Annotated in this window: 26 protein-coding genes; 7 read left to right on the top strand and 19 right to left on the bottom strand. The window is 72.3% G+C overall.

The window, feature by feature from the left end:
* Window positions 1-7: 7 nt before the first annotated feature.
* Window positions 8-754: a DUF429 domain-containing protein gene (locus tag Aau02nite_RS35625; protein WP_212993026.1), complete on the bottom strand. Its 747-nt coding sequence runs from the start codon at window positions 752-754 to the stop codon at window positions 8-10.
* 239 nt (window positions 755-993) lie between these two features.
* Here Aau02nite_RS35625 and Aau02nite_RS35620 point away from each other — a divergent pair, with 239 nt between their 5' ends.
* A complete protein-coding gene (locus tag Aau02nite_RS35620) occupies window positions 994-1,665 on the top strand; it encodes a hypothetical protein (protein WP_212993025.1) in 672 nt (223 codons plus the stop codon).
* A gap of 152 nt (window positions 1,666-1,817) precedes the next feature.
* Here the strand turns inward: Aau02nite_RS35620 and Aau02nite_RS35615 are convergent, their stop codons facing one another.
* Genes Aau02nite_RS35615 through Aau02nite_RS35595 form a run of 5 tightly spaced genes read right to left on the bottom strand, consistent with a single transcriptional unit; the run spans window position 1,818 to window position 5,066 of the window.
* A complete protein-coding gene (locus Aau02nite_RS35615) occupies window positions 1,818-2,357 on the bottom strand; it encodes an SET domain-containing protein (RefSeq protein WP_212993024.1) in 540 nt (179 codons plus the stop codon).
* Window positions 2,354-2,926, bottom strand: a complete 573-nt coding sequence (gene mug, locus Aau02nite_RS35610; protein WP_212993023.1) for a G/U mismatch-specific DNA glycosylase — start codon at window positions 2,924-2,926, stop codon at window positions 2,354-2,356. Before mug ends, Aau02nite_RS35615 begins: the two co-directional genes overlap by 4 nt.
* A gap of 32 nt (window positions 2,927-2,958) precedes the next feature.
* Window positions 2,959-3,480: a hypothetical protein gene (locus tag Aau02nite_RS35605; RefSeq protein WP_212993022.1), complete on the bottom strand. Its 522-nt coding sequence runs from the start codon at window positions 3,478-3,480 to the stop codon at window positions 2,959-2,961.
* Window positions 3,477-4,232, bottom strand: coding sequence for an SDR family oxidoreductase (locus Aau02nite_RS35600; RefSeq protein WP_212993021.1), 756 nt, complete (start codon window positions 4,230-4,232; stop codon window positions 3,477-3,479). Before Aau02nite_RS35600 ends, Aau02nite_RS35605 begins: the two co-directional genes overlap by 4 nt.
* Window positions 4,233-4,286: 54 nt before the next feature.
* Window positions 4,287-5,066, bottom strand: coding sequence for a helix-turn-helix domain-containing protein (locus Aau02nite_RS35595; RefSeq protein ID WP_246595679.1), 780 nt, complete (start codon window positions 5,064-5,066; stop codon window positions 4,287-4,289).
* A gap of 120 nt (window positions 5,067-5,186) precedes the next feature.
* Here Aau02nite_RS35595 and Aau02nite_RS35590 point away from each other — a divergent pair, with 120 nt between their 5' ends.
* Window positions 5,187-5,558 (top strand): nuclear transport factor 2 family protein, encoded by a 372-nt coding sequence (locus tag Aau02nite_RS35590; RefSeq protein ID WP_212993020.1) that lies wholly within the window; start codon window positions 5,187-5,189, stop codon window positions 5,556-5,558.
* Window positions 5,559-5,571: 13 nt separating this feature from the next.
* Here the strand turns inward: Aau02nite_RS35590 and Aau02nite_RS35585 are convergent, their stop codons facing one another.
* The 5 genes from Aau02nite_RS35585 to Aau02nite_RS35565 all read right to left on the bottom strand — a co-directional run bounded on the left by Aau02nite_RS35585 (window position 5,572) and on the right by Aau02nite_RS35565 (window position 9,137).
* Window positions 5,572-6,048, bottom strand: coding sequence for a cupin domain-containing protein (locus tag Aau02nite_RS35585; protein WP_212993019.1), 477 nt, complete (start codon window positions 6,046-6,048; stop codon window positions 5,572-5,574).
* Between the two features lie 298 nt (window positions 6,049-6,346).
* The gene (locus tag Aau02nite_RS35580; protein ID WP_212993018.1) at window positions 6,347-6,784 is read right to left on the bottom strand and encodes an SCO6045 C-terminal-like domain-containing protein; all 438 of its coding nucleotides are present in this window, start codon (window positions 6,782-6,784) and stop codon (window positions 6,347-6,349) included.
* Window positions 6,781-7,599 (bottom strand): MbnB/TglH/ChrH family RiPP precursor modification enzyme, encoded by an 819-nt coding sequence (locus tag Aau02nite_RS35575; RefSeq protein ID WP_212993017.1) that lies wholly within the window; start codon window positions 7,597-7,599, stop codon window positions 6,781-6,783. Before Aau02nite_RS35575 ends, Aau02nite_RS35580 begins: the two co-directional genes overlap by 4 nt.
* On the bottom strand, window positions 7,596-8,495 hold the full coding sequence (locus Aau02nite_RS35570; protein ID WP_212993016.1) for a TIGR04222 domain-containing membrane protein: 900 nt from the start codon (window positions 8,493-8,495) through the stop codon (window positions 7,596-7,598). The genes Aau02nite_RS35575 and Aau02nite_RS35570 overlap by 4 nt, the downstream gene beginning before the upstream one ends.
* A 63-nt stretch (window positions 8,496-8,558) precedes the next feature.
* On the bottom strand, window positions 8,559-9,137 hold the full coding sequence (locus Aau02nite_RS35565) for a TetR/AcrR family transcriptional regulator (RefSeq protein WP_212993015.1): 579 nt from the start codon (window positions 9,135-9,137) through the stop codon (window positions 8,559-8,561).
* A gap of 162 nt (window positions 9,138-9,299) precedes the next feature.
* On the opposite strand from Aau02nite_RS35565, the gene Aau02nite_RS35560 reads away from it, so the two are divergent.
* Together Aau02nite_RS35560 and Aau02nite_RS35555 are read left to right on the top strand one after the other, a co-directional pair.
* On the top strand, window positions 9,300-9,947 hold the full coding sequence (locus Aau02nite_RS35560) for an HAD family hydrolase (RefSeq protein ID WP_212993014.1): 648 nt from the start codon (window positions 9,300-9,302) through the stop codon (window positions 9,945-9,947).
* A gap of 152 nt (window positions 9,948-10,099) precedes the next feature.
* On the top strand, window positions 10,100-11,017 hold the full coding sequence (locus tag Aau02nite_RS35555) for a serine protein kinase RIO (protein ID WP_438841205.1): 918 nt from the start codon (window positions 10,100-10,102) through the stop codon (window positions 11,015-11,017).
* A gap of 64 nt (window positions 11,018-11,081) precedes the next feature.
* Here the strand turns inward: Aau02nite_RS35555 and Aau02nite_RS35550 are convergent, their stop codons facing one another.
* From Aau02nite_RS35550 to acnA, 3 genes are all read right to left on the bottom strand, one after another.
* The gene (locus Aau02nite_RS35550) at window positions 11,082-11,327 is read right to left on the bottom strand and encodes a DUF2630 family protein (protein ID WP_212993013.1); all 246 of its coding nucleotides are present in this window, start codon (window positions 11,325-11,327) and stop codon (window positions 11,082-11,084) included.
* 24 nt (window positions 11,328-11,351) lie between these two features.
* Window positions 11,352-12,098: a winged helix-turn-helix transcriptional regulator gene (locus tag Aau02nite_RS35545; protein WP_212993012.1), complete on the bottom strand. Its 747-nt coding sequence runs from the start codon at window positions 12,096-12,098 to the stop codon at window positions 11,352-11,354.
* Window positions 12,099-12,201: 103 nt separating this feature from the next.
* Window positions 12,202-14,988 (bottom strand): aconitate hydratase AcnA, encoded by a 2,787-nt coding sequence (gene acnA, locus Aau02nite_RS35540; RefSeq protein WP_212993011.1) that lies wholly within the window; start codon window positions 14,986-14,988, stop codon window positions 12,202-12,204.
* 188 nt (window positions 14,989-15,176) lie between these two features.
* On the opposite strand from acnA, the gene Aau02nite_RS35535 reads away from it, so the two are divergent.
* The gene (locus Aau02nite_RS35535; protein WP_212993010.1) at window positions 15,177-15,566 is read left to right on the top strand and encodes a DUF6841 family protein; all 390 of its coding nucleotides are present in this window, start codon (window positions 15,177-15,179) and stop codon (window positions 15,564-15,566) included.
* A 31-nt stretch (window positions 15,567-15,597) separates the two neighbouring features.
* Window positions 15,598-18,867: a pullulanase-type alpha-1,6-glucosidase gene (gene pulA / locus Aau02nite_RS35530; protein WP_246595678.1), complete on the top strand. Its 3,270-nt coding sequence runs from the start codon at window positions 15,598-15,600 to the stop codon at window positions 18,865-18,867.
* A 4-nt stretch (window positions 18,868-18,871) separates the two neighbouring features.
* Here pulA and Aau02nite_RS35525 read toward each other — a convergent pair whose 3' ends face one another.
* The 3 genes from Aau02nite_RS35525 to Aau02nite_RS35515 all read right to left on the bottom strand — a co-directional run bounded on the left by Aau02nite_RS35525 (window position 18,872) and on the right by Aau02nite_RS35515 (window position 22,514).
* Window positions 18,872-19,255, bottom strand: a complete 384-nt coding sequence (locus tag Aau02nite_RS35525; RefSeq protein ID WP_212993009.1) for a type II toxin-antitoxin system death-on-curing family toxin — start codon at window positions 19,253-19,255, stop codon at window positions 18,872-18,874.
* Window positions 19,252-19,461 (bottom strand): hypothetical protein, encoded by a 210-nt coding sequence (locus Aau02nite_RS35520; protein WP_212993008.1) that lies wholly within the window; start codon window positions 19,459-19,461, stop codon window positions 19,252-19,254. Before Aau02nite_RS35520 ends, Aau02nite_RS35525 begins: the two co-directional genes overlap by 4 nt.
* An 83-nt stretch (window positions 19,462-19,544) precedes the next feature.
* Window positions 19,545-22,514, bottom strand: coding sequence for a PAS domain-containing sensor histidine kinase (locus Aau02nite_RS35515; protein WP_212993007.1), 2,970 nt, complete (start codon window positions 22,512-22,514; stop codon window positions 19,545-19,547).
* Window positions 22,515-22,544: 30 nt separating this feature from the next.
* Here Aau02nite_RS35515 and Aau02nite_RS35510 point away from each other — a divergent pair, with 30 nt between their 5' ends.
* Complete coding sequence (locus tag Aau02nite_RS35510; protein WP_212993006.1) at window positions 22,545-23,111, top strand: DUF6174 domain-containing protein; 567 nt, start codon at window positions 22,545-22,547, stop codon at window positions 23,109-23,111.
* Window positions 23,112-23,129: 18 nt separating this feature from the next.
* Here the strand turns inward: Aau02nite_RS35510 and Aau02nite_RS35505 are convergent, their stop codons facing one another.
* Together Aau02nite_RS35505 and Aau02nite_RS35500 are read right to left on the bottom strand one after the other, a co-directional pair.
* On the bottom strand, window positions 23,130-24,596 hold the full coding sequence (locus Aau02nite_RS35505) for an aminopeptidase P family protein (RefSeq protein ID WP_212993005.1): 1,467 nt from the start codon (window positions 24,594-24,596) through the stop codon (window positions 23,130-23,132).
* A gap of 82 nt (window positions 24,597-24,678) precedes the next feature.
* Window positions 24,679-25,365, bottom strand: a complete 687-nt coding sequence (locus Aau02nite_RS35500) for a superoxide dismutase family protein (RefSeq protein WP_212993004.1) — start codon at window positions 25,363-25,365, stop codon at window positions 24,679-24,681.
* Window positions 25,366-25,454: the final 89 nt, after the last annotated feature.

The raw sequence follows: 25,454 nt of genomic DNA, 5'->3' as shown, positions 1-25,454 counted from the left end.
CATCGGTTTATCCGAGCAGAGCGGCCAGCGCGCCGGTGGGGATCGCGATCCAGCCCTCGGTCCGGGCCGCGGGCAGCTCCCGCTCATCGGGGCGACAAACCTGATCGCGTACGGCGGCCCGCGCGGTCAGTGCGGCGACGACGGCGTCCAGCGCATGATCGCTGTGCCGGCACAGCTCCTCGTGCCCGCCCAGGTCCAGCCAGGGCGCGGCCTGCTCGAGATGATCGACGACGACGCCGAGCGCGGCCTGGTTCCTGGCGGTCTTGTAGCCCCGCCACGGCAGACCCCACACCTTCAGCGACGCGGCGGGATAGACCTCGACGACCGCACCGGCCCCGCTGCGATCGACGCCGCATCCGGCCTGCGCCAGCCGCGTCTGCAGCGCCGCGCAGCGCATGGCCGTGTGCCCGATCCGGTCCGCTGAGACGCTCAACGGCACCAGACCGGTCATCCGGCGGGCCACCTCGTCGGTGTGCCGCCAGGCCAACCGGCGCCGCCACTGCCTGGCGTCCACACCGTCGGGGATCGGCACCCCGCCGCCACGGTGGGCGCCGACGAAGGCCACGAACGCATCCGGCCAGCCCAGCGGGCAGTCGATGCCGATCTTGCGAACCTGGCCGGCCAGCTCGACGATCGCCTGGTCGTCCGCGGGCACGGCCACCAGCCGCACCGTGGCTCCGGTGGCCGACCACTCGATGGACGCGACGGCGGTCCCGGCCGGATCGGCGGCGAGATCAACCCCGGCGGTCAGCACGCGCCGACCATACGCGCTTGTCGCGCCAGGCTGCCCGGCCGTCGCTGAGCCGTCGCAGACTCGCCGGGCCGTCGTCGGCGCGTCGCCAGCCTTCGCCGAGGCGTCGCCGGCCACGACGCGCAGCGCCGGACACCCGGCGATGACCGTCCGTGGCGGCTTGGCATGAATCCGTGAGCCGGACGGCCCCTCGACGTCGATACGGTGGGGCCTCGTCCAAGGGAAGACACGGGGAGAAATCGATGCGTCAGGTCAAGAACAAGCTCACTCTGCTGGCCCTCACCGCCTGCACCATCGCTGCCACGGCAGCCTGCTCTGCGCCGTCCGACAAGCCGTCCGATGCCCCGATCGCCGCACCGCCGGCGTCTTCGGGTGCCGGTTCCGCCGCGAGCCAGGCCGCCGGTCCCGCCCCGAGCCCCACGGTCAGCCCCACGGCGAAGGCCACGACCCGCCCGGCCGCACCGGCCGAGGAGCCGTCGGCCCCGTCCACCGGCCAGGGTGGACAGAGCACCGACACCGACTGGGCCAAGGCCGCCTTCCGGGCGCTGGGCTGCAAGCGTCACGCCGACCTGCCGAAGCGGGCTGAGCTGCAGCAGGTCGAGCACGCCGACCTCACCGGGGACGGCCGCCGGGACACGATCGTGGCGGGCTCCTGCCCGACGACCACCTCGACCAACGCGGTGCACGTCTTCGTCTTCGGCGCCGGCTCGGCCACCGGGCCGCTGCTGACCATCGGCAAGGACTCGTACCTGCGGACGGCCGACCTGCGGACGAAGGGACGGTCGCTGACCGTCGAGTCCGAGGCGCTCAGCGACGACGCCCCGCTGTGCTGCCCCGACCTGCGGATCACCCAGAGCTGGAAGTGGACCGGCTCGGCCTTCACCCGCACCGCGTTCAAGAGTTCGGCGCTCTGACGGCCGGTTCGTGCAACGAAACCGGGTCCGGCTTCGTCTTGGAGGTGGGGACCTGGGAAGCGGCCCCCGGATGCCGCCGGAGGTCAGGTCAGTGCCCCCGCTGACCTGGCTTTCGGCCGGGATCGCCGGGCTGAGCCGAGCGGAGGGACCCGCTACTCGGGTGGGATGGGCCGCAGCGCCGCCGGGTGAGCGGCGATCCGGGCCAGCAGCATCGGGATCCAGTGGTCGCCGTAGCGTTCCCGCAGGTCCGCTCGGCGCCAGTCGTCCCCGGTCACCGTGCCGCGGCACAGGGCCGTGCCGCAGCGGCACGGCATCGTGAACGCGGGCTCCGCCGTACTCGTGGCGTAGTCGTTGGTCAGCTCCTCGCCCGCGGCGATCGGGCGCCGGGTGGCCAGCTCGTACGGGCCCACCCACCACAGGTTCGGGTCGCAGCTGTGGTTGCCGTAGCCGTTCGGGCGGCGGGGCGGCAGGACCAGGTGTTCGGTCTCGCTCACGGTGATCGTGTCGACGTACGGCTGCTCCGGGTCGGCGATCAGCCGGCGCAGTTCCGCCCACGACACCAGCCGCCCACCGAGGCGCGAGACGACCGTCCCCGCCGGGTACGGCTGCCGGGCGAACAGCCCACGCCCCTCGATCGCCGACCCCCGCACCTCGATGCCGGGGTGCAGCCAGCAGTCAGGCGCGGGCGTCACCGCTGCGCCGCCTCCCGCAGCTCGGCGTACGCCGCCGCCAGAGTGTCCACCGTGTAGTGCGCGTTCAGGCCGCTCGGATTGGGCAGCACCCACACCGGCACCCCGCCGACCGTCTCGTCCTGCGGCCCGATTCGCGCTTTCGGCCGGCCGAACGCCGCGCGGTACGCGGTGACGCCCAGCACGGCGAGGTAGCGCGGCTGCCAGGTCCGGACCAGCTTCTCCAGCAGCCGGCCGCCGTCGACGAACTCGGCGGGGGAGAGCTCGTCGGCGCGGGCGGTCGCCCGGGCGACGACGTTGGTGATGCCCAGACCGAGTTCCGGCAGCTGCCACTGCACGGACGGGTGCAGCAGGGCCGGGGTGAAGCCGGCCCGGTGCAGCGCGGGCCAGAACCGGTTGCCGGGGCGGGCGAAGTGGTGCCCGGTGGCGGCCGAGTACAGGCTCGGGTTGATCCCGGAGAACAGCACCCGTAACCCGGGCCCGACCAGGTCGGCGAGGGTGCGGTCGCCGGCGGCGGCAACCTCGTCGGCCGTCGGCGGCCGGTACGCGGGCGGCGGTGCGGCGGACAGCATCGACCAAGCGTATCGACCGGAATGTGCGGTGCTCAGGCCCCCGCGGGGACGGCCAGCCACCGGGTCAGCTCGGTGCGCAGGGCCGCCGGGCCGGGTGTCATCAAGCCCACGTCGATCACGAAGGCACCGCGGCGCAGCCGGGGAGTGCGGCCCGTCGCCGGGGCGTAGGCGACCGCGTCCAGGCTGGTGGGCGTGACGACCAGCTGGGTGAACGGGCCGGCGAACCGCAGCCGCGCCGACGCGATGGCCGCCCCTGGCACGAAGGTCGCCCGGTGCCGGCTCGCCGCGAACTCCAGGCCGGCCGCGGACACCCGTACCCAGCCCGGGTTGGATTTCGCGCCGATCAGGGCACCCAGCCCGCCCGCTGCCGCCGTCACCAACGAGACGAGCACGGCTTCCACGTAGTCGCCGACGTCGAGCGAGGCGCCGGCCGCCACCGCCGCGACCATGGCCAGGCCGCGGATGAGCAGGACCGCCGGCGCGACGAGCAGCGCGACTCCCAGGTACAGCCGCCGCGGGAGCAGGCGGAAGACGACCGGCTCGGGGGCGCTCACAGCGTCCGTAGCGCACCGCCGTCGACGGGCAGGGTCAGTCCGGTCAGGTAGCTCGCCGCCGGGGACAGCACGAACGCCGCCACCTTGCCGAACTCGCCGGGCTCACCCAGCCGGCCGAGCGGGATCGCGGCAGCCGCCTGCGCGGCTGCCGCCTCGGCGTCGCCGGTGGCGTCGAAGAGCTCCTTGTTGCGGTCCGTCAGCAGCCGGCCGGGCAGCAGGCTCACCACGCGTACGCCGCGCGGGCCGTACTGGTCGGCCATGTCCTTCGCGGCGCCGGCCAGGCCGGGTCGCAGTCCGTTCGACAGGCCCAGGCCGGCGATCGGGGTGCGCGCCGACGTGGACAGCACCAGGGCGATCGCGCCACCCTCGGTCAGGGCCGCCGCGATCGTGCGCGCCGCGCGTACCGTGCCGAGAAAGACCGTCTCGAACGCCTCGCGCCACTGCTCGTCGGTCAGGTCCGCGGCCGTGCCGCGGGCCGGGCCGCCCACCGAGATCAGCGCGCCGTCGAGGCGGCCGAAGCGCTCCCGTGCCGTGCTGATCAGCAGCTCCGGCGTTCCGGCATCAGTCAGATCGGCCACCACGCCCGCCGCGCCGGCGCCGAGCCGGGCGACCGCCGCGTCGACCGCCTCCGGGGAGCGCGCGGACACGACGACTTTGGCGCCGTCGGCCACCAGGGCCTGGGCGGTGGCGAATCCGAGGCCGCGGGAGGCGCCGGTGAGGACGAAGACGCGGTCAGCGAGGCCGAGATCCATGCCGCAGATCCTGCCACCCGGGCCCCCGTCGCGCTGCCTCCCGGCGACCGAAGATCAACGGGCGCGCAGACAGGTGGCGGTGGCCGCGTCGGCCGGCAGGAACGATTCGATGGCCAGCTCGTCGAGGGTGACGTCGAGCGGGGTGCCGAGCACCGACGTGACACTGAAGAACGACAGCTCCCGGTCCGCCGCGGCGAAGCGCAGCGGCACCACCATGCCGTCCGGCCGGGCCGTGGCCTCGCCGCCGGGCAGTGCCAGCAGCTCGTCGTGCAGCGCGCGCAGCACCGGGTCGCCGGTCGCCAGCGCCTGGCGGTCCAGCCGGTGCAGAACGTGCGCCCGCCACTCGGGCAGGTTCCGGATCCGGGGTGCCATGCCGTCCGGGTGCAGCGAGAGCCGCAACACGTTCACCGGCGGTTCCAGCAGTTCGGGTGCGGCTCCGGCGGTCAGCAGCGGGACTGCCGCATTGCCGTCGACCATGGTCCAGTGCCGGTCGATCAGGACCGCCGGATACGGCTCGTGCCCGGCCAGCACGTCGCGCAGCGACGCCAGCACGGCGGCCAGGTCCGGCCCGCCGAGATCCCCTTCGGGATAGGCCGGCGCGAAACCGCCGGCCAGCAGCAGCGCATTGCGGGCCCGCAACGGTACGGCCAGCTCCTCGGCCAACCGCAGGATCATCTCCCGGGTCGGCCGGGACCGGCCGGTCTCCACGAACGACAGGTGCCGGGTCGACACCCCCGCCTGACCGGCGAGCTCGAGCTGGCTCAGCCGCCGGTTCCCCCGCCACTGGCGCAGCAGCACCCCCACGTCGCTCATGACCCCGATCGTGTCGCTCATGACCCCGATCGTAGGGAGGCCGCCGCGGCCCGCCGATTACCCACGAGGTAATCGACGGCACTACCGGCGCCCGGCGACGGTGGTCCGGCAACCAACCCGACCAGCCGAGGGAGAACCGGCATGAGTGACTTCGACACCGTGGTGCAGCGCTACCTGGCCGCCTGGAACGAGACGGACCCGCAGCGCCGCCGCGCCGCGATCGAGGAGGTCTGCGCGGCCGACGTCCGCTACGTCGACCCGCTGGCCGCGGTCGAGGGCCGCGCGGGGCTGGACGGCCTGATCGCCGCGGTGCAGGGCCAGTTCCCGGGGCTGGTCTTCACGCCCGGCGGGCCGGTCGACGCCCATCACGAGCAGGCCCGCTTCACCTGGCATCTCGGCCCGGCGGGGCAGGAACCGGTGGTGATCGGCTTCGACGTGGCGGAACTGGGCCCGGACGGCCGGATCCGCACGGTGCTGGGCTTCATCGACCGGGCTCCGGCAGGTCTCGGCTGACCCGGCGGCGGGGTCAGGTCCAGAACGTGTCGTGGCGCAGGAAGAACTCGGTGCGTTCCGTTTCCGACATCTGGGCGACCGTCGACACCCGCTCGAAGTAGTCCTCCCGGGGCGCCCCGGGGGCGAACAGGATCAGCATCGAGGCCGGCTCGCCCGACTCGTTGCGGAAGCCGTGCACGCCGCCCTCCGGCACGTACAGGAAGTCGCCGGGGTTGCCGTCCAGCCACTTGGTGCCGTTGTAGAGCCGGACCGTGCCGGAGAGGATGAAGAACGACTCCGAGATGGAGCGGTGGAAATGCGGATCGGGACCGCTGCGGGGACCCTTGAAGTCCCACCGGTAGAGGCCGAACTTGCCGTCCGTGCTCGCACCGGTGGCGAGGTAACTCGCGGTGGTCGCCGCTCCGTTCAGCTCCGGCTCGGCGCCGGCGAACCGCAGGGTCGCGGTCGCCTCGCCGCCGTCGCCGAGGTAACGGGCATCGGGATAGGACATGCCAGCGACCGTACGCGGAACCGCCCGGCCGCGCCTGCCGGTGCCCCGGACCGCCACAAGGGATCAGTCCATGGCGTGACCGCCGTTGACCGTGATGCGCTCGCCGGTGATGAACCGGGACGTCGACCGCGTCGATCACCGGCCGCAGGCCGGTGGCGTTGGGCACCAGCACGGCCACCGGGCCGAGCCGGGCCTCGACGGCCGCGACCACTGCGGTGACATCGGCCTCGTGCATCCTGCCCGCTGTCCGTGTCCCCGGGCCGGCCGCGGGATTCGAGGACGGTGGCGGGGTCCGGGGTCAGCCGTGGCGCAGGACGCGTACCCGGCCTGCGATCTGGATGACCAGGGAGCCGGCGGAGGCGCGCACAGCCGGCATCCGGCGGAAGCGCGGCACGTTTTCGCCGTCGTAGACCAGGGACGCCTCGCGGGCCGCGAGTTCCGCGCCGGCCGCGGCCGGCAGCTCCCCCCGCCCGGCCAGCTCCCGGGCCAGGTCCCAGCCGTCGCGCAGCGACCCCCGCGTCGGCCGCGTCGCCGCCCATGCCGACCACTGTCGGTACCAGCCGGTCCCCAGGGCGTGTACCAGATCCGGCCACTGCCGCGCGACCTCACCGGCCCGCTTGCGCAGCAGCGCGACCCGGGCGGCCTCGACCAGCCGGGCATCGAACCCCGGGGGTACGGCGGCCCCGGCGGTCAGCGCGGCCACCAGCTCGGCCTGCCGTTCGGCCAGCGATGTCATGTCACGGCCGGGTAGCCGGAGGCCGCCGCGATCGCGTCCAGCTCACCTCGAAGCTCTGCCGCCGACGGGTAGTCGCCGTCGCGTTCCAGCATCAGTGCCGGTGGCCGGTGCCGGGCGCACAGCTCGGTGATCAGGTCGAGCACCGGCTGGGGGACCGCGTCGGTGTGGGTGTCGTGGTAGATCCCGTCGTGTTCCGCGCCGCCGGCCACGTGCACGTACGCGATCCGTTCCAGCGGCAGCCGGTCGAGCAGGGCCAGCGGGTCCGTGCCTCGGTTCAGGGCGTTGGCGTAGACGTTGGCCACATCCAGCAGGAGCAGGGCGTCCGTGCGTTCCAGGATCTCGGTCAGGAACGCACCCTCGTCCAGCTCGTCGTCAGGCCAGTCGAACAGCGCGGCGATGGGTTCCAGGGCGATCGGCACGGACAGCTCCACCTGGGTGCGCTTCACGTTGGACACCACCGCGTCGACCGCCTCGCGGCTGCGGGGGATCGGCAGCAGGTGCCCGGCCTCCACGCCACCCGCCCGGACGAAGGCGATGTGCTCGCTGACCAGGGGCGCGCCCAGCCGTTCGGCCACCGCGGCGAGGTGGGTGACGCGGGCCGGCTCGACCGGCTCCGCGCCGCCCAGCGACAGCCGCACCCCGTGGGGCACGACGGCCACGCCGCGGTCGCGCAGCTCGGCCAGGCCCACCGGCAGGTCACCGTGCGCGTGGACGGACTCGGCGACCACCTCGGCGAACCTGAGGCCGGGGAGCTGGGCGACGAAGCCGCCGATCTCGGGCCGCCAGCCGATGCCCACCCCGTACGCGGTGGTCATCCGCCGCACCCGCCTCCGCCGCCGCACCCACCGCCGCCGCCTCCGCCGCCGCACGACGAGGAACTGCCCGAGTCGCCGCCGGAGCCGCTGCCGGAGGAGGCGTTCATGCGCTGGACCTCCGCGTCGGCGGCGAAGGCCGGGTCCATCGTGTAGAGCGTCGCGGTGCCCCAGAGGGCTACGCCCATCGCCGCGCCCGTCGCGCCGTAGGTGGCGTACGAGGGGGACTGGTGCGGTGCGAGGTAGGCGTGCTGCTGTCGCAGGGCGCGCAGGCCCTTGTCGGCTGCGCGCGTCGCGCGCCGGCTCCGGGTCAGCAGGATGATGGTCAGGACGACGGCGGCCCCGATGGCTATCACCAGGAAGCCGACGGGCTTGTCGTTCTGCAGGCCGTCGACGAGCCGGGCCACGCCGGCCAGCACGACCAGCGCGCCGACCAGGCCCCAGGCCCGGGCGGCCTTGAGCTTGGCCGGGGCGACGGCCAGGCCCTGCGCCTCCAGGCCGTCGCGCAGCTGGCGGACCGCCGCGACGACCCACTGGTCACCGGTGAGGTCGCGGGCCCGGATGCGCCGGCCCGCCGCGTTGTAGACCGCCGAGTCCAGCGGGGTGGCCCCGGCGGGCATCGGGCCCGACTGCTGCAGGGTCTTGCCGGGGCCGCCGGTGATGGCGCCGGCGCCGCGCAGTCCACCCAGCGAGGCGTAGACGGCGAGCTGGTCGCCGCCGTTGAGGTACGCGACCTGCTGCGGGCCGAGCCGGTCGACCGGGGCGCTGCGGTTGCCGGAGAACAGGACGCGCCGGTGGATCGCGGAGAGGATCAGCACCGCGACGATGGTGGCGAAGTAGAGAACGAGGAAAGCCGGTCCGGGGATGCCCCAGGTGTCGCCCTGCGCCGCGAGATTCATGTCCGACCTCCCGAACTCATCGAGTTGCTGGACCTCATTGTGCAGGTCAGTGCAACGTTCGGGTCACGGCCGGCGGACAGCTTCCTCCACGACGTCCAGGACCCGGCTCAGCTCGCCCGCCGGGCGCCCGGTGGCCAGGTGCAGGACCATCCCGTCGTACGCCAGCTCGAGGAACTGGGTCAGCACCTCCACGTTCACGTCGTCGCGCAGCACCCCGGCCTCGTGCTGGCGTTCCAGCCGCTCGCGGGTGGCCTCGGCGATCGCGGCGGAGCGTTCGGCCCAGCGCTTGGCGAAGGCGGGATCGGTGCGCAGCCGCCGGGAGACCTCGAGCTGGCTGCCGAGCCAGCCGGCGGTGTCGCCGTCGCTGGTGCGCGCCTGCTCGAGCAGGTCTCGCATCACCTGGACGAGGCCGTTACGGCGCACGGTGGCGACCATGGCGGCGGCGTCGTCCTCAGCGACGGCGAGGAACAGCGAGTCCTTGTCCCGGAAGTGGTGAAAAATCGCGCCACGTGAAAGGCCGGTGGCCTCCTCGAGGCGGCGCACCGTGGCGCCCTCGTACCCGAATCGGGCGAAGCACCCGCGCGCCGCCGCGAGGATCTCGTGGCGGCGGGCGTCGAGCTGGTCCTGGCTTACCCTGGGCACGCTGCGATCGTGTCACGTCGGTTCGGACGCTTGCAATCCGTACGTACGGCTTGCCAGCCCATCGAGATCGGTCTCGGATGGTGCCAAATCCGTCATCCGGCCTCGCCTTTGTTAACACTGTTGGACTGTCCGCGCCCGCATTCACTCACGTACAGTGCGCGGGTGCCTCTCGTCTTCCTCGCGCTGGATGACACCCTGCTTGACCGCAGCGGTGCGTTCCGACTGTGGGCGAAAGGTTTCCTCGACGAGATCGCGGCGCCGCAGGACGATCTCGACTGGTTACTGTCGGTCGACGCCGACGGCCTCACCTCCCGGTGGGACCTGGCCGATCTGATCCGCGACCGCTACCAGCTCGACATCCCCTCCATCGATCTGCTGGAGGAGCTGCACGAGGGCCCGCTGGCCTACGAGCGGCTCGACCCGCTGGTGGCCTGTGCGCTGCAGATCGCCGGGGACGCGGGGTGGGTCCCGGTGGTCGTCACGAACGGCCCGCACGAGCAGCAGGAGACCCGGATCCGGCGCACCGGGCTGGACCGGTACGTCGCCGACTGGGTCATCTCCGAGCAGGCCGGCGTCAGCAAGCCCAACCCGCGGATCTTCGCGCTGGCCGCCCAGCGGGTCCGGATGCGCCTCGGTGGCGCCTGGATCGTCGGGGACAGCCCGGAGGCGGACATCGGGGGCGCCGCCGCGATGGGACTACCCAGCGTGTGGTTGCACCGGGGCCGGGACTGGATCGACAACCGGTTCGCGCCGACCCGGGTGGTCGGCAATGTGATCCAGGGACTGTCCGCGGTGATGGCCGCCCGTTAATTCGGTTGCGCGACCGGGTGACGCCCGGGAGAGTGCATCGCGTACGCGCTCCGCAGGTTTCTCGAGAAGAAGGGGGTGAACCTCATGGCTGTCGTTGTCCTTCGCCATGCCCAGGTTCCAGTTCTTTCTTTCTTCTCCGAGGAGACCCTCCAGTGCGAGAGCACGACGCTTTCGGCCCGGCGACCATGCGCCGCGGCCGCCGCAAGTTCGACGACGACGACGCCGACTTCGTAAAGACGGGCAAGCTCGAGCCCGCTCTGGCCGAGGACCCCGACCTGCCCGAGACCGGTGACCGCTGGTCGACGTGGGACGGCGCCCTGCACGGCCCCCACCCGCGACCCGACTGGATCCGCACCGAGCACGCCGCGGTGGACACCGAGCTGGGCATGCTCAAGACCGGCAAGGAAGCGGACGTCTTCCTGGTCCGGCGGGCCGTGCCGGACACCGACCGGATCAGCATGATCGCGGCCAAGCGGTACCGCGACGGCGACCACCGCCTCTTCCACCGTGACGCGGGCTACCTCGAGGGCCGCCGGGTGCGCCGGTCCCGGGAGATGCGCGCGATGACCAACCGCACCGCCTTCGGCAAGGAGCTCATCGCCGGGCAGTGGGCGGCGGCCGAGTTCGGTGCGCTGTCCCGGCTCTGGCAGGTGGGTCAGGAGGGCGGCACGATCTCGGTGCCGTACCCGGTGCAGCTGCTCGGCACCGAGCTGATGCTGGAGTTCATCGGTGACTGGGAGACCGGGGAGGCCGCGCCGCGGCTGGCCCAGGTGCGCCCCGACCGCGACGGGCTCGAGGACCTGTGGCGGCAGATGACCGAGGCGCTCAGCGTGCTGGCCCGCACCCAGATCGCGCACGGCGACCTGTCGCCGTACAACACGCTGGTGCACCGGGGCCGGCTGGTGATCATCGACATGCCGCAGATCGTCGACCTGATCGCCAACCCGCAGGGCGCGGAGTTCCTGGCCCGTGACGTGCGCAACGTCGCGAGCTGGTTCACCGCACGCGGCCTGACGGTGGACGTCGATGCGCTGATCGAGAGCCTCAGTTACGAAGCGGGGCTGCTGTGACCGCCCGGGTGGGACCGCCCGGACCGCGGCCGCCGGACAAGCGGTGGCCGCGGCCGGGGCCGCGTCACTGGAGGTAGCCCTCGACCTCGCTGGTGCTGTGGGCCTTCTCGCTGTCCGGGTCGTTGCCGAACTCCCGGGCAGCGCGCCGCCGGCGCAGCAGGTCCCAGCACTGGTCCAGCGACTCCTCGAGCTCCTTGAGCTTGGCGTGCTCCTCGTCGCTGCTGATCTCGCCGCGGCTCAACTGCTGGCGGAGCTTGTGCTCCTCTTCGACCAGGCCGTTGATCCGGCCCAGCACAGTGTTGTCATCCATGACCTAGAGCCTCGCATACGGCTTTCACAGATCAAGCGGCACGCGCGGTGCGACCGGCTCGGCCCAGTCGCCACTGAGCATCCGGGGACTCTGCTGCGGCGGCAGCACCAGCTTGTAGCCGACCTGCCGGACCGTGCCGATCATGCATTCGTACTCGCTGCCGAGCTTGGCCCGCAGCCGGCGGACGTGCACGTCGACCGTGCGGTGGCCGCCGAAGTAGTCGAAGCCCCACACCTCGCGCAGCAGCTGGTCCCGGCTGAACACCCGGCCGGGGTGCTGGGCCAGGAACTTGAGCAGCTCGAACTCCTTGTAGGTGAGGTCGAGCTGACGGCCCTTGAGCCGGGCGGAGTAGGTCTGCGGGTCGATGGCCAGCTCGCCGGCGTTCACCGTGCTGCCGCTGCCGCCCGCGGTGCCGCCGGAGACGCGGCCGGTGGTCATCCGCAGCCGGGCCTCGACCTCGGCCGGTCCGGCCCCGGACAGCAGGACGTCGTCCAGTCCCCAGTCGGCGGCCATCGCGATCAGGCCGGCCTCCTCGACGACGGCCAGCAGTGGCACTCGCAGCCCGGTGGTGCGCAGCATCCGGCACAGGTCACGGGCCTCGAGCAGCTCACGGCGCGCGTCCACCAGGACGACGTCGGGGTCGGGGCCGGACAGTAGGGACTGGACGTCGTAGGTGCCGACCCGCAGCGAGTGCCGCAGCAGATCGAGCGCCGGCAGCGCGCGATCCTCCGCGGCAGCGCCGGGACGGGTGGCCAGCAGCAGGATCTCCATGAGGTCAGCGTGCAACACCCATGTTTCGAAACGTGTGCCGCATACGTCAGAACACCCCGCCATCCTCGGGGATGACGGGGTGTTCTTCAGCACATCCGGGTCGTCAGCTGGTCAGCATCTTGCGCAGGACGTACTGCAGGATGCCGCCGTGGCGGTAGTAGTCCGCCTCACCGGGGGTGTCGATCCGGACGTCGGCGTCGAACTCCACGCCGGTGTCGGTCAGCACCTTCACCGTCGACGGGATGCCGCCGTCGTTGAGCGCCTCGACGCCGGTGATCGTGAACGTCTCGGTGCCGGCCAGGCCCAGTGACTCCGCGTTGGTCTTGGGCGGGAACTGCAGCGGGAGCACGCCCATGCCGATCAGGTTCGAGCGGTGGATGCGCTCGTACGACTCCGCGATGACCGCGCGCACGCCCAGCAGCATCGTGCCCTTGGCCGCCCAGTCGCGCGACGAGCCCGAGCCGTACTCCTTGCCGGCCAGGATGACCAGCGGGACGCCGGCCTCCTTGTACGCCACCGAGGCGTCGTAGATGCTGCTCTGCTCGCCGGTCAGGTGGTTGACGGTGAAGCCACCCTCCACGCCCGGGACCAGCTGGTTGCGCAGCCGGATGTTGGCGAAGGTGCCGCGGATCATCACCTCGTGGTTGCCGCGCCGGGAGCCGTACGAGTTGAACTCGTGCTTGGGCACCCCGTGCTCGGCCAGGTACTTGCCCGCGGGGGAGTCCGCCTTGATCGAGCTGGCCGGCGAGATGTGGTCGGTGGTCACCGAGTCGCCGAGCTTGGCCAGCACCCGCGCGCCGGCGATGTTGGTCACCGGGGACGGGTCGGCCTGCATGCCCTCGAAGTACGGGGGCTTGCGCACGTAGGTCGACTCCGGCGCCCACTCGAAGGTCTTGCCCTCCGGCGTGGGCAGCGACTGCCACTGCTCGTCGCCGGCGAAGACGTCCGAGTAGGCCGTGCTGAACCCGATCGCGCCGATGGTGGCGGCGATGACCTCGTCGATCTCCTTGGCGCTGGGCCAGATGTCGGCCAGGTAGACCGGTTGGCCGTCCGAGCCGGTGCCCAGCGGCTCCGTCGTGATATCCAGGTCCATCGTGCCGGCCAACGCGTAGGCGACCACCAGCGGCGGCGAGGCCAGGTAGTTCATCTTGATGTCGGGGTTGATCCGGCCCTCGAAGTTGCGGTTGCCGGAGAGCACCGAGACCGCGGTGAGGTCGGCCTCGTTGACGGCCGCCGAGATGGCGTCGGGCAGCGGGCCGGAGTTGCCGATGCAGGTGGTGCAGCCGTAGCCGACGAGGTTGAAGCCGAGCTTGTCCAGATACGGCGTGAGCCCGGCCCGGTCGTAGTAGTCCATGACGACCTTGGACCCCGGCGCCAGCGTGGTCTTGACCCACGGCTTGCGGTTCAGGCCCTTCTCGACCGCGTTCCGGGCGAGCAGCGCGGCACCGATCATGACCTGCGGGTTGGAGGTGTTGGTGCAGGACGTGATCGCGGCGATGCCGACGAAGCCGTGGTCCAGCTCGAACTCGCTGCCGTCCTCGCCGACCACCCGGGTGGGCTTGGAGGGCCGCCCGGTGGCGCCGGCGGCGGCACTGAAGACGTGCGGCTTGTCGGCGTCCGAGTGCTCGTGGTTGGCCGGCGGGTCGCTGGCCGGGAAGGACTCCTCGCTGGCCTCGTCGGCCGGGCCGACGGCGCTGACGTAGTTGGCGAGCGCGTCGCGGAACATCGGCTTGGCGCGGTCCAGCGGGACGCGGTCCTGCGGGCGCTTGGGGCCGGCCAGCGAGGGCACGATGGTCGACAGGTCCAGCTCGAGGCGCTCGGAGTAGTTCGGCTCCCCGGCCGGGTCGTGCCACAGGCCCTGGCGCTTGGCGTACGCCTCGACCAGCGCGACCTGCTGCTCGGAGCGGCCGGTGAGCTTGAGGTACTTGATCGTCTCGTCGTCGATCGGGAAGATCGCCACGGTGGAGCCGTACTCGGGCGACATGTTGCCGATCGTGGCCCGGTTGGCCAGCGGCACGGCGCTGACGCCGGGGCCGTAGAACTCGACGAACTTGCTGACCACACCGTGCTCGCGGAGCATCTCGGTGATGGTCAGCACCAGGTCGGTGGCGGTGGTGCCGGCCGGCATCTCACCGTGCAGCTTGAAGCCGACGACCCGCGGGATCAGCATGCTGACCGGCTGGCCCAGCATGGCCGCCTCGGCCTCGATGCCGCCGACGCCCCAGCCCAGCACGCCTAGGCCGTTGACCATGGTGGTGTGCGAGTCGGTGCCGACGACGGTGTCCGGGTACGCCTGCATGACTCCAGACGATTCTGCCCGTGCCATGATCGTGCGGGCCAGGTATTCGATGTTGACCTGGTGCACGATGCCGGTGCCGGGCGGGACGACCTTGAACTCGTTGAACGCGGTCTGGCCCCAGCGCAGGAACTGGTAGCGCTCGCGGTTGCGCTGGTACTCCAGCTCGACGTTGCGGGCGAACGCGTCCTCGCGGCCGAACAGGTCGGCGATGACCGAGTGGTCGATGACCAGCTCGGCCGGCGCGAGGGGGTTGACCTTGGTCGGGTCGCCGCCCAGCTCCTTGACGGCCTCGCGCATGGTGGCGAGGTCGACGACGCAGGGCACGCCGGTGAAGTCCTGCATCAGCACCCGGGAGGGGGTGAACTGGATCTCCACGCTCGGATCGGCGGTGGGGTCCCAGCCGCCGAGGGCCCGGATGTGGTCGGCGGTGATGTTCGCGCCGTCCTCCGTGCGGAGCAGGTTCTCCAGCAGGATCTTCAGGGAGTACGGCAGGCGGTCATGCCCGTCGACCTTGTCGATCGTGAAAATCTCGTAGCTCGCGTCTGCGACGCGTAGCTCGCTCTTCGCACCAAAGGTGTCGAGGCTGGCCACGTCATCTCCTTCACACCCAGCGACCGTGAGTAGTCCTCATCAGTCTGTCCCACCGGTGACGGCCGCCCGCCGGTTAGGTTGTCCTAACTCAGGGTTCACGTCTTCCGTAAACCGTACGTCCGTCTTGTTATCCGGTGCAACCCGGGTCCGAGGTTTGATCCTCATGATCAACGGGAACTGCACGTCCCGTGCAGGCACCCACGGATCTGGAGCACCTGACGGACTTCTTCGACCGTTACGGCTCCGCCCTGACCAGGGGCGATGTGTCGGCGGTGGCCGGGTGTTACGCGCTGCCGGGCATGGTGGTCTCCGACTCGTACAGCTTCACCTTCGCCTCGCCGGCGGCGGTGGCCCTGTCGTTCCTCGGTGCCGCGCCGGCGTACAAGGAGCAGCAGATCGTCGCCGCGCACGCCCAGCTGCGCGATGTGCAGCGGCTCAGCCCGGCGCTGGCGATGGTCGCCGTCGAGTGGGAGTACCTCGACAGCCTCGGCAACGCGGTGCCCGGCGAGAGCTACCGCTACCTGATCCGCGTCGACGCGAGCGGCCCGCGGATCACCACGGTCATCGCGACGCACTGAAACTGACGTACCCCGGTGCCATCATGTCCGGGTGACCACGATCGAGATGGCCTCGCCTGAGGCACCGACCAAGCTCAGCAGGCCGCAATGGCTGGTCGTGCACTACCGGCGCGAGGACGAGGGCTACGGCGACTGGTCACTGCACGCCTGGGGCGACATCGCCGCGGACGCGATCACCGGCTTCCCGGGCGGGCACCCGTTCGCCGGCGAGGATTCCTACGGCCGCTTCGCCTGGGTGCGGCTGGCCGACACGGCCCGCGAGGTCGGCTTCCTGGTGGTCGACCACACCGGCGCCAAGGACGTGGCCGCCGACCGGCACGTCGACCCGGCTGTCACCCCGCAGATCTGGCTGCGCCCCGGCGACCCGGCGGTCTACTCCAGCGCCGCCGCGGCCGGACACACCACCGAGGTCCCCGCCGAGGACGACTTCGCGGTGATCCACTATCGGCGGGCCGACGGCGACTACGACGGCTGGGGCGTGCACGCCTGGGAGGGCACCCCGGCCAAGCCGCACTGGCACGCACCGCTGGGACCGGCCGCGTACGACGCCTTCGGTGCGGTGTTCCGGGTGCCGGTCCGGCCGGACGCCGCCGGGCTGCGCTTCGTGCTGCACCGGGGCGACGCCAAGGATCTCCCCGACGACCAACGGCTCGACCTGACCGCCGGGCGTGAGGTGTGGCTGCTCGCCGGCACCACGGCGCCGGTGCTGCCCGACGTACGCTCGCTCGGCCCGGAGCTGGACCCGGCCCGCGCCCTCGCGGTCTTCCTCGACCGCACCACGCTGGCCCTGCCGCCGCACCTCGCCGACCGGGCCGAGAGCTTCGCGCTGGTCGCGGCGCCGGACGGCGGCCTGCGCCGCGACGGCGACGAGCTGACCGGCGAGCGCACCATCCTGCCGCTGACCCCGCGCCCCGGCGGCCTGTTCCAGGCCCAGAGCCGGCACTTCCCGCATTTGCGGGCCTACCGCGCCTTCGCGGTGCCCGAGCTGGGCGACGCCGCGCTGGGCTATCTGCTGCGCGGGCAGCTGCTGGCGGTCGGCCGCGACCACGCCGGCCGGGTCACGGCCCTGACCGCGGTGCAGCTGCCCGGCGTGCTCGACGACCTGTACGCCGACGCCGCCGACGCCGAGCTCGGCGTGATCATGGACGAGGAGCGGCCGACCATCGCCGTATGGGCGCCCACCGCCCGCACCGTGGCTCTGGAGCTCTCCCGCACCCCGGGCGACGACGAGCCGAAGGTCCTGCCGATGGACCGCGACGCGCTGACCGGTGTCTGGTCGATCGCCGGCAAACGCAAGTGGCTCGGCCGCTACTACCGCTTCCGCGTCGAGGTGTGGCACCCGGCGGCCCAGCGCGTCGTGACCGGCACCGTCACCGATCCCTACTCGATCTCGCTGTCGGTCGACTCCACGCACAGCCAGCTCGTCGACCTCGACGACCCGGCGCTCATGCCGCCGGGCTGGACGAGTCTGGTCAAGCCGCCGGCTGTCGCCCCCGCCCGGATGCAGATCGCCGAGGTGCACGTCCGCGACTTCTCCATCGCCGACACCACCGTGCCGCCCGAGCAGCGCGGCACCTACCTGGCGTTCACCCGCGACGACTCGGCCGGGATGCGGCACCTGCGGATGCTGGCCGACGCCGGGCTCACCCACGTGCACCTGCTGCCCGCCTTCGACTACGCGACCGTGCCGGACCGCCGCGCCGACCAGTCGGTGCCCCGGTGCGACCTCGCCGCCCTCCCGCCGGACTCACCCGAGCAGCAGCGCGCCGTCCTGGCGGTCGCCGCCGAGGACGGCTTCAACTGGGGGTACGACCCGCTGCACTACACGACCCCGGAGGGCAGCTTCGCCGTCGAGCCGGCCGGCAGCGCCCGCATCCTGGAGTTCCGGGCCATGGTCGCCGCGCTCAACGCGGCCGGCCTGCGAGTGATCATGGACGTGGTCTACAACCACACGATGGCCGACGGGCTCGCGCCGTTCAGCGTGCTCGACCGGATCGTCCCCGGCTACTACCACCGGCTGCTCGACGACGGCACGGTCGCCGAGTCCACCTGCTGCTCCAACACCGCGCCCGAGCACATGATGATGGGCCGGCTGGTCGTCGACTCGATCGTCACCTGGGCCCGCGACCACAAAGTGGACGGCTTCCGCTTCGACCTGATGGGCCACCACCCGCGGGCCAACATCCTGGAGACCCGGGTCACCCTCGACCACATCGACCCCGACATCTACCTGTACGGCGAGGGCTGGAACTTCGGCGAGATCGCGTACGACGCCCGGTTCGTGCAGGCGACCCAGGTCAACATGGCGGGCACCGGGATCGGCACGTTCAACGACCGGTTGCGGGACGCGGTCCGCGGCGGCGGCTCCTTCGGCGACGACCCGTCGGAGCAGGGGTTCGCCACCGGGCTGGGCGCGGCCACCCCGCTGTCCGTGCACGACCGGATCAAGGTCGGCCTGTCGGGGGCCCTGGCGACGTACCGGTTCGTCACCCACACCGGCGCCGAGCACAGCGGGGCGCAGATCGACTACAACGGCTCACCCAGCGGGTATGCGGCCGCCCCGGGCGAATGCGTCACCTACGTGGACGCCCACGACAACGAGATCCTCTACGACGCGATGGCCTTCAAGCTGCCGCAGTCCCTGTCGATGATCGACCGCGCCCGCATGCAGGTGCTGGCCCTGTCCCTGGTGGTGCTCGGCCAGGGGGTCGGCTTCGTGGCGCTCGGCACGGAACGCCTGCGTTCCAAGTCGCTGGACCGCAACTCCTACGACTCCGGTGACTGGTTCAACCAGATCCGCTGGAACGGCGCCGACGGCAACGGTTTCGGCGTGGGCCTGCCCCCGGCGCCGGACAACGAGGACAAGTGGCCGTGGGCCCGCCCGCTGCTGGCGGACCCGGCGCTGGTCCCGTCGGCGGAGATCATGGACATGACCGCGGCCCGCTACGCCGAACTGCTGCGCATCCGCCGCTCGTCACCGGTGTTCGGCTTGCCCACGGCCGACGAGGTCCAGCGAAGGCTGACGTTCCCGCTGGGCGGGCCGCACGAGAGCCCCGGGGTGATCGTGATGTGTCTGGACGGGACCGGGTTGGATCAGCGCTGGAGGACCGTGGTGGCGGTCTTCAACGCGACCGGGGCGGCGACGACGCAGCACGTGCCCGCGTTGGTGGGTGTGCCGCTGGAGTTGCATCCGGAGTTGGTGGCTTCGGCGGATCCCGTGGTGCGGACGGCTACGGCTGAGGGGGGCACGCTGACGGTGCCGGCCCGCTCGGTCGCGGTCTTCGTCGCCGGCCTGACCTGAGTGCTCAACTGCCAACAATTCCAGCTTTCCACAAAGCGGCCGACACCTCCGGCACGTCGAGACGGCCCTCCGCAACCCCCATTACCAGGTTGAACGCGTCATCGTTGGTCATCTCCGGCTGGCCGCCCGTGTGCAAACCGCAGAACACCCACGCCGCCGCCAGGGCGATGCGCTTGTTGCCGTCCTGCAAGGGATGGTTCATGCACAACGCCACCAGCAGCGCCGCCGCCTTGTCCGCGACTGTCGGGTACGGCTCATGCCCGAACGCCCGCGTCTGTGGCCGGTGCGCCGACATCGACAACAGGCCCAGGTCGCGGATCACCACATCCTGCGGCGCCAGCACTGCCGCCGCGATATCGACGAGATCTTCCACGTCGAGATAGATCACGCGCCCTCGCCCAGACGCCGCAACGCATCGGCGAAGTTGGCCTGGACGACCTGAACCTCACGCGCAATCATCGCCTTCTTAGCGTGCCGGGCCAGGTAGTCCTCAGCCATCTTCACCAGCAGGGCCTGCACGCTGACGTGTTCTGCGTCAGCCTGGGCGCGCAGACGTTCGGCCAGCTGCTCCGGAGGTCGAAAGTTCATTGCCATGCGCGTAAAGGTACCAGAGTGGTACCAACTCGCTGACGGGCTTCCGCTGCTGACTATTCCCGCGGGCCCGACGGAGGTCGTTGTCAGGGCTCGGGCGGCGGACAGCTCGGCACGGTGACCGTGAAGGTGGTGCCGCCGTCCGGGCCTGCCGGTTCCGCCGAGAGGGTGCCGTGGTGGGCGTCGATGATGGCCTTGCTGATGGCCAGGCCCAGGCCGGTGCCCTTGATGCCCTGGGACACCGCGTTCGACGCGCGGAAGAACCGGTCGAACAGGTGGGGGCGTTGCTCGGCCGGGATGCCGATGCCGGTGTCGGTGACCCGCAGCGTCGTCGTCGCGGTGGTGTCGTCGTGGCGGCCGGTGATGGTCACGGTGCCGCCCTGCGGGGTGTACTTCACCGCGTTCGAGACCAGGTTGTCGAGGACCTGGCGCAGGCGTACCGGGTCGGCGTGGGCCGGCAGGTGCCGGGCCACGTCCACGTCGATGGTGATCTGCTTGGCCGTGGCGTCCGCGCGGCGGGCGTCGACGCTGTCCGCCACCAGCCGGATGAGGGAGAGCGGGCGCAGTTCCAGTTTCAGCTGGCCCGCGTCGATCTGGGCCGTGTCGAGCAGGTCGTCGACCAGGCCCTGCATGTGGGCGCTGTGCTTGTCGATGACCGAGGCCAGGTGGCGGTGGTCGCCGGTGAGGCCGGCGTCATCGAGCAGCATCTCGGTGTAGCCGCGGATGGTCGCCAGCGGGTTGCGCAGCTCGTGGCTGACCAGGGCGACCAGTTCGTCCTTGAGCCGGTCCAGCTCGCGCAGCCGGCGGTTCTGCTGCTGCTGGTCGTGCAGCACCTGCTCGCGACGGTCGGCCAGTTCCCGGCGTGCGGTGACGTCGGTGGCGATGCCGTCGATGTAGAAGCGGCCGCCCTCCGGGCGCGGCACGGAACGGATCCAGACCCAGCGGGTCACCCCGTCCAGGCCCCGCAGGCGCACCTCGGCGTCGGCGGGATCACCGCCGAAGACGGTGTCGCGCAGCCGGGCCATCGCGGGCCGGTCGTCCGGGTGCACGTTCTCGGCCATGGCCTTGGCGATGTCGGTGCCCAGGGGCAGCTGCCCGCCCAGGATGCCGTGGCTGTCGGGGCTGGCGTAGACGACGGCCGGCGTGCCGTCGCCCTCGATCGCGAAGGTCCACACGTAGTCGTTGACCTGGGCCACCACCCGGTCGAAGGCGCGCTGGGTGGCCGCCAGGGCCAGGGTGAGCTCCTCCGCGCGGCGGCGCTCCAGGTGCCGGCCGAGGTGGGCGCAGACGCCGTCGAGCATGGCCAGCAGTTCCGCGTCGGGCTCGTCCACCGTCGTACTCAGGAACAGCAGGACGCCCAGGATGCGGTCGTCGCTGCGGACCGGCAGACCGACCGCGGTGTGCAGGCCGGCGGCGCGGGCCTCGTCGCGGCGCGCAGCCGTACGGGGATCGTCGGCCAGCTCGGGCACCCACAGCTCGGCGCCGGTCTCCCAGACGATCCCGGCCAGCCCGGTGCCGCGCGGCATGACGAACGGCTTGTCGTTGGTCACGGCGGGCAGGGGATGGGCCGGATCGGTCCAGTGGCCGACGCGGCTGATCAGGCCGGTGTCGTCGTCGGTGCGCCAGAACTCCCCGCACGTCCAGCCCAGGGCGGTGGCGATGGCGGCCACGGTGCCGGTCGCGGCCTGCTCGGCGGTGGTGGCGTCGGCCAGGGCCCGGGCCACGGCGTGCTGGACCTGCTGCAGGGTCGCGGCCCGGTGCTGGTCGGTGATGTCGTGCAGGGCGGCGACCGCGCCGAGGTGCCGGCCGTCGACGGTGGTGATCGGGCGGGCGTTCGCGACGAACCGGCGGCGCCGGCCGTCAGCTGCCCGAACGGTGACGTCCTGCCCGTCGACGTGCTCGCCGGCGTACGCCCGGGCCAGCGGCACCTCGTCGGGGGCCAGGAGCCGCCGGCCGTCCGGGTCGTAGAGCCGGCCCGCCTCGGCCAGCGAGGCGACCATCGACGGTTCCTCACCGCATGCGTACAGGGCACGCAGGGCGCTGTTGCGCAGCACGAGCCGTCCCTCGGCGTCGCAGGCAGCCACCCCGGTGTCCAGGCTGTCGAGCAGGGTGTGCAGGAACGTCCGATCGTCGGCCGACTGCTGCTCGGCTGCTTTGCGGGCGGTGATGTCGTGCAGGAACGCGTGACAGATCAGGGTGTCGTTCTCGGCCACGACCTGCAGGGTCATCTCGATCGGGAACTCCCGGCCGGTGCGGTCCACCGCGGCCAGCTCGAGGCGCTGCCCGGACAGGTGCGAGACGCCGGTTTCGCGTACCCGGCGCAGCCCGGCGTCGTGGGCGGCCCGGAACCGGGCCGGCAGGATCAGGTCGCCGACCGGCCGGCCGATGGCCTCGGCCGCCGCGTAGCCGAAGAGCGCGGTCGCCGCGGTGTTCCAGGCCAGGATCACCCCGTCGGCGTCGGTGGAGACGAAGGCGTCGTTCGCGGTGTCCAGCACCCGGCGCATGCGCTCGGTGGCCAGCAGCAGGTCGCGGTTCGCGGTCCGCAGCGCGATCTCGGTCTCGGCGGCGGTGGCCAGGGCCTGCACGATCGCCAGTTCTTGCGCCGTCCAGGCGCGGGGCACGGTGTCGATCACGCAGAACGAGCCCAGCACCTCGCCGTCGGGGGCGTGCAGCGGGTAGCCGGCGTAGGCCGCCACCTGCAGATCCTCGATCGCCGGATTGTCCCGTAGCCGAGGGTCGGCGCGGGCGTCGGGCACGATCAGCGGGGCGTCGTCCACGACCACGTACTGGCAGAAGGAGTGCGACATCGGGGTCCCGCGCCGGGTCGCCCAGGGCTCGCCCAGCCCGACCTGGCTCGCGAAGACCTGGCGGTCCGCGTCGACCATCGAGACCAGCGCCACCGGGGCGCCGGCCTGCTGCGCCGCGGCGAACGCCAGCCGGTCGAGCGACGGATAGCAGCCGTCCTCGAGCAGGCCGGTCTCCCGCAGCCGGCGCAGGCGTACCGCGTCGATGAGCCGGCTCTGCTCGGCGGACACCGCAGCGCTGCCGTTCTCCACGTCTTACTCATCGACCGGTCGGCGCCCGGAATGAGCGTGTGGCGGGTCACCCGGGCCGGGGAACGTTGCGCCGATCTGGAAACATGGGCGCGGCCCGCCGGGTGGCGGGTCTTCTCGAACTCGGAGGTCACCGTGCGGTACGCCCGGGCAATGTGCGGCATCGCGCTCGTCGCGGCCCTGGCTGGTTGCACGGATGACAAGCCGGCCGCGGCGCCGCCCTCCTTCGTCGCCCCCGCCTCGGCGCCGGCCTGGACCGAGCCGGCGGACTACGCGTTCGTCGCCGACCGGCAGTGCGAGGGCGGGCCTTCCCTGGGCCGATATCGGGTGACGGTCACGGCCGGTGAGGTCGCCGGCGTCGAGCGGATCGACGGCAAGACCGCCTCCGGCGAGGAGGAGATCGAGGTGCCGTCGCTGGGCGGGCTGCTGGAGCTGGCCCAGACCGCGGCCGACGACGGCGGCGCGATGACGGTGAAGACGGACCCGGCGGACGGCCACCCGGTCGCGATCACCTTCGACGTCTCCGACGGCACCGACCCGGAAGCCGGCGGGGAAGGCCCCACCTGCTTCGTGATCTCCGACTACGCGCCGCGCGCCTAGAGCCCGCCGCCGGCCCGGTTACTCGGGCAGGCGGGGGCCGGCCTCACGCTGGGAGGCCAGCCAGGCCTCCACCTGGTCGGCCGAGCGGGGCAGGCCGGCCGACAGGTTGCGGCAGCCGTCGGCGGTGACCAGGACGTCGTCCTCGATGCGGATGCCGATGCCGCGCAGCTCCTCCGGGACCAGCTCGTCCTCGGGCTGGAAGTACAGGCCCGGCTCGACCGTCAGGACGTAGCCCTGGCCGAGCTCGCCGTCGCGGTAGGTCTCCTTGCGGGCCGCCGAGCAGTCGTGCACGTCGATGCCGAGCATGTGGCCGAAGCCGTGCAGGGTCCAGCGGCGGTACACCGTGGACTCCTCGGACATCGCCTCGTCCACGCTGACCGGCAGCAGGTCCAGGTCGTGCAGGCCCTCGGCGAGCACGCGCATGCAGGTCAGGTGCACGTCGCGGAACTTGACGCCGGGCCTGATCGCGTCCATGCCGGCCTGCTGGGAGGCGTGCACGATGTCGTAGACCTGGCGCTGCAGCGGGGTGAAGGTGCCCGAGACCGGCAGTGTGCGGGTCACGTCGGCGGTGTAGAACGTGCGGCCCTCGACGCCCATGTCCATCAGCAGCAACTCGCCCGGCTTGGTCACGCCGGTGTTGCGGACCCAGTGCAGGATCGTCGCGTGCGCGCCGGAGCCGACGATGCTGCCGTAGCCGACGTCGTTGCCGTCCGTGCGGGCGCGCAGCCCGAAGACGCCCTCCAGCAGGCGTTCCTTGACGCCGCGGTCGGCCGGCAGGACGCGGGCGACGTCCTCGAAGCCGCGCACGGTGGCGTCGATGGCGTCCTGCAGCTGGGCGATCTCCCACTCGTCCTTGACCAGCTTGAGCTCCGAGATCACCCCGGCCAGGGCGCGGTCGCGGCGGGCCCGCGGGTCCGGCTCGTACGCCAGGATCGCGCGGTCCACGTTGGCGTCGTGGCCACGCAGCACCCGGGTGCGGGCCGGCGCGCAGTCGGCCAGGGCCGGCCCGAGCTCGCCCCAGGGCGCCGTCTCGATGCCGAGCTCGGTCGACTTCTCCGCCAGGGTGTGCCGGCGGCCGACCCACAGCTCGCCGTCGCGGCTGCGGAAGAACTCGTCGGTCTCCTTGGAGGAGCGCTGGTGGCTGTAGAGCACGGCGTCGTGCCCGGAGCCGCTGGGACGCAGCACCAGCACGCTGCCCGGGTCGCTGTCGCCGGTCAGGTAGACGAAGTCGCTGCCCGGGCGGAACGGGTAGTCGGTGTCGTTGGCGCGGACCTTCTCGGCGCCGCTGGGGATGATCAGCGTCTCGCCCGGGAACGCGTCGGAGAGCGCGGCCCGGCGCTTGGCGTAGTTGGGAGATTCGGGCCGGGGCGTCACGCTCAGCGCGTCGTCCCGCCAGCCACCGCGCATGAACTGCAGGAACGCCTCCGGGAAGTCCGGGTCGTGCGACTCGGTCCTCGGTGTCGTGCCCTCGCTCTGCTCGGCCATGGCCGGCCCTCCCGTCATCCGCGCGGCGTCGCTCGTCCCGTCCTGACGTTACCGTCTCGCCAAGATCAAGAGCAGCCCGGCATCACCGGGTGGCCAGGGTGAGGCATGCCACCCGGGGTCCGGCCGTCCCGGCCTTGCCCGCGGCGGTACGGGTGTGCTCAGCGTGCACGATCAACGAGCGGGGCGGCTCCACCTCGTCGAACGTCCAGTTCTGGGTCGCGCTGACCGAGGCGGCGCCGCGGGTGTCGGCGGTGAAGTCCAGCCACACCTCGTTGCGCGGATTGGCGTAGGCCGGGTCGACCGAGGGCGGCGAGGCGGCGGCCTTGGGGTCGGGACGGTGCTGGTAGTGCGGCCCGGCGTCCTCCGGCGTCGCGGTGCACGGCCGGGTGTGCAGGTGGGCCCCGTACGCCCGGCGTGGCACCAGGCCGCGGGTGGTCAGCCGTACCGTCGTGCCGGCGGCCGTCCGGGACACGGTGAGCTCGGCCGTCGCGCCGGGCGGGACCACCTTGGGGTCGTAGGTGACGGCCCGGGCGCTCCGCGGGAACGGCAGGAAGGTGCCCGAGACCGTGCCCTCGGTCAGCGGCGCGGCCAGCCCGCCGGGGGAGGGGGCCGAGGACGGCAGGGCCGGGCTCGGTGCGCCGCTGACCAGCCAGGGCGTCGAGCCGGGCGGCGGTGACCCGGCGGATCCGGGCGCCTGGCCGGCCGGGCCGGCGCAACCGGTGAGGGCCGCGGTGAGCAGTAGGGGCAGGGCGTACGCGCGCGGATGCATGGCATGGATCATGTCAAACAACTACAAATCGGGCGAGCATCCGGGAGTGGCTGGCTTTCTCGCGTCCCGGGCGTAAGGCTGACGGCATC

It is taken from the genome of Actinoplanes auranticolor, from assembly GCF_018332655.1.
Lineage (GTDB): Bacteria > Actinomycetota > Actinomycetes > Mycobacteriales > Micromonosporaceae > Actinoplanes > Actinoplanes auranticolor.
This window is presented reverse-complemented; position numbering and strand designations above follow the sequence as displayed.

Bases quoted from the DNA above. Each gene is read 5' to 3' on its own strand.
- Aau02nite_RS35620 (WP_212993025.1), top strand. From the start codon at position 994: ATGCGTCAGGTCAAGAACAAGCTCACTCTGCTGGCCCTCACCGCCTGC.
- mug (WP_212993023.1), bottom strand. From the start codon at position 2,926: ATGCTGTCCGCCGCACCGCCGCCCGCGTACCGGCCGCCGACGGCCGAC.
- Aau02nite_RS35600 (WP_212993021.1), bottom strand. From the start codon at position 4,232: ATGGATCTCGGCCTCGCTGACCGCGTCTTCGTCCTCACCGGCGCCTCC.
- Aau02nite_RS35595 (WP_246595679.1), bottom strand. From the start codon at position 5,066: ATGAGCGACACGATCGGGGTCATGAGCGACGTGGGGGTGCTGCTGCGC.
- Aau02nite_RS35590 (WP_212993020.1), top strand. From the start codon at position 5,187: ATGAGTGACTTCGACACCGTGGTGCAGCGCTACCTGGCCGCCTGGAAC.
- Aau02nite_RS35585 (WP_212993019.1), bottom strand. From the start codon at position 6,048: ATGTCCTATCCCGATGCCCGTTACCTCGGCGACGGCGGCGAGGCGACC.
- Aau02nite_RS35580 (WP_212993018.1), bottom strand. From the start codon at position 6,784: ATGACATCGCTGGCCGAACGGCAGGCCGAGCTGGTGGCCGCGCTGACC.
- Aau02nite_RS35575 (WP_212993017.1), bottom strand. From the start codon at position 7,599: ATGACCACCGCGTACGGGGTGGGCATCGGCTGGCGGCCCGAGATCGGC.
- Aau02nite_RS35570 (WP_212993016.1), bottom strand. From the start codon at position 8,495: ATGAATCTCGCGGCGCAGGGCGACACCTGGGGCATCCCCGGACCGGCT.
- Aau02nite_RS35550 (WP_212993013.1), bottom strand. From the start codon at position 11,327: ATGGATGACAACACTGTGCTGGGCCGGATCAACGGCCTGGTCGAAGAG.
- Aau02nite_RS35545 (WP_212993012.1), bottom strand. From the start codon at position 12,098: ATGGAGATCCTGCTGCTGGCCACCCGTCCCGGCGCTGCCGCGGAGGAT.
- Aau02nite_RS35520 (WP_212993008.1), bottom strand. From the start codon at position 19,461: ATGGCAATGAACTTTCGACCTCCGGAGCAGCTGGCCGAACGTCTGCGC.
- Aau02nite_RS35510 (WP_212993006.1), top strand. From the start codon at position 22,545: ATGAGCGTGTGGCGGGTCACCCGGGCCGGGGAACGTTGCGCCGATCTG.
- Aau02nite_RS35505 (WP_212993005.1), bottom strand. From the start codon at position 24,596: ATGGCCGAGCAGAGCGAGGGCACGACACCGAGGACCGAGTCGCACGAC.
- Aau02nite_RS35500 (WP_212993004.1), bottom strand. From the start codon at position 25,365: ATGCATCCGCGCGCGTACGCCCTGCCCCTACTGCTCACCGCGGCCCTC.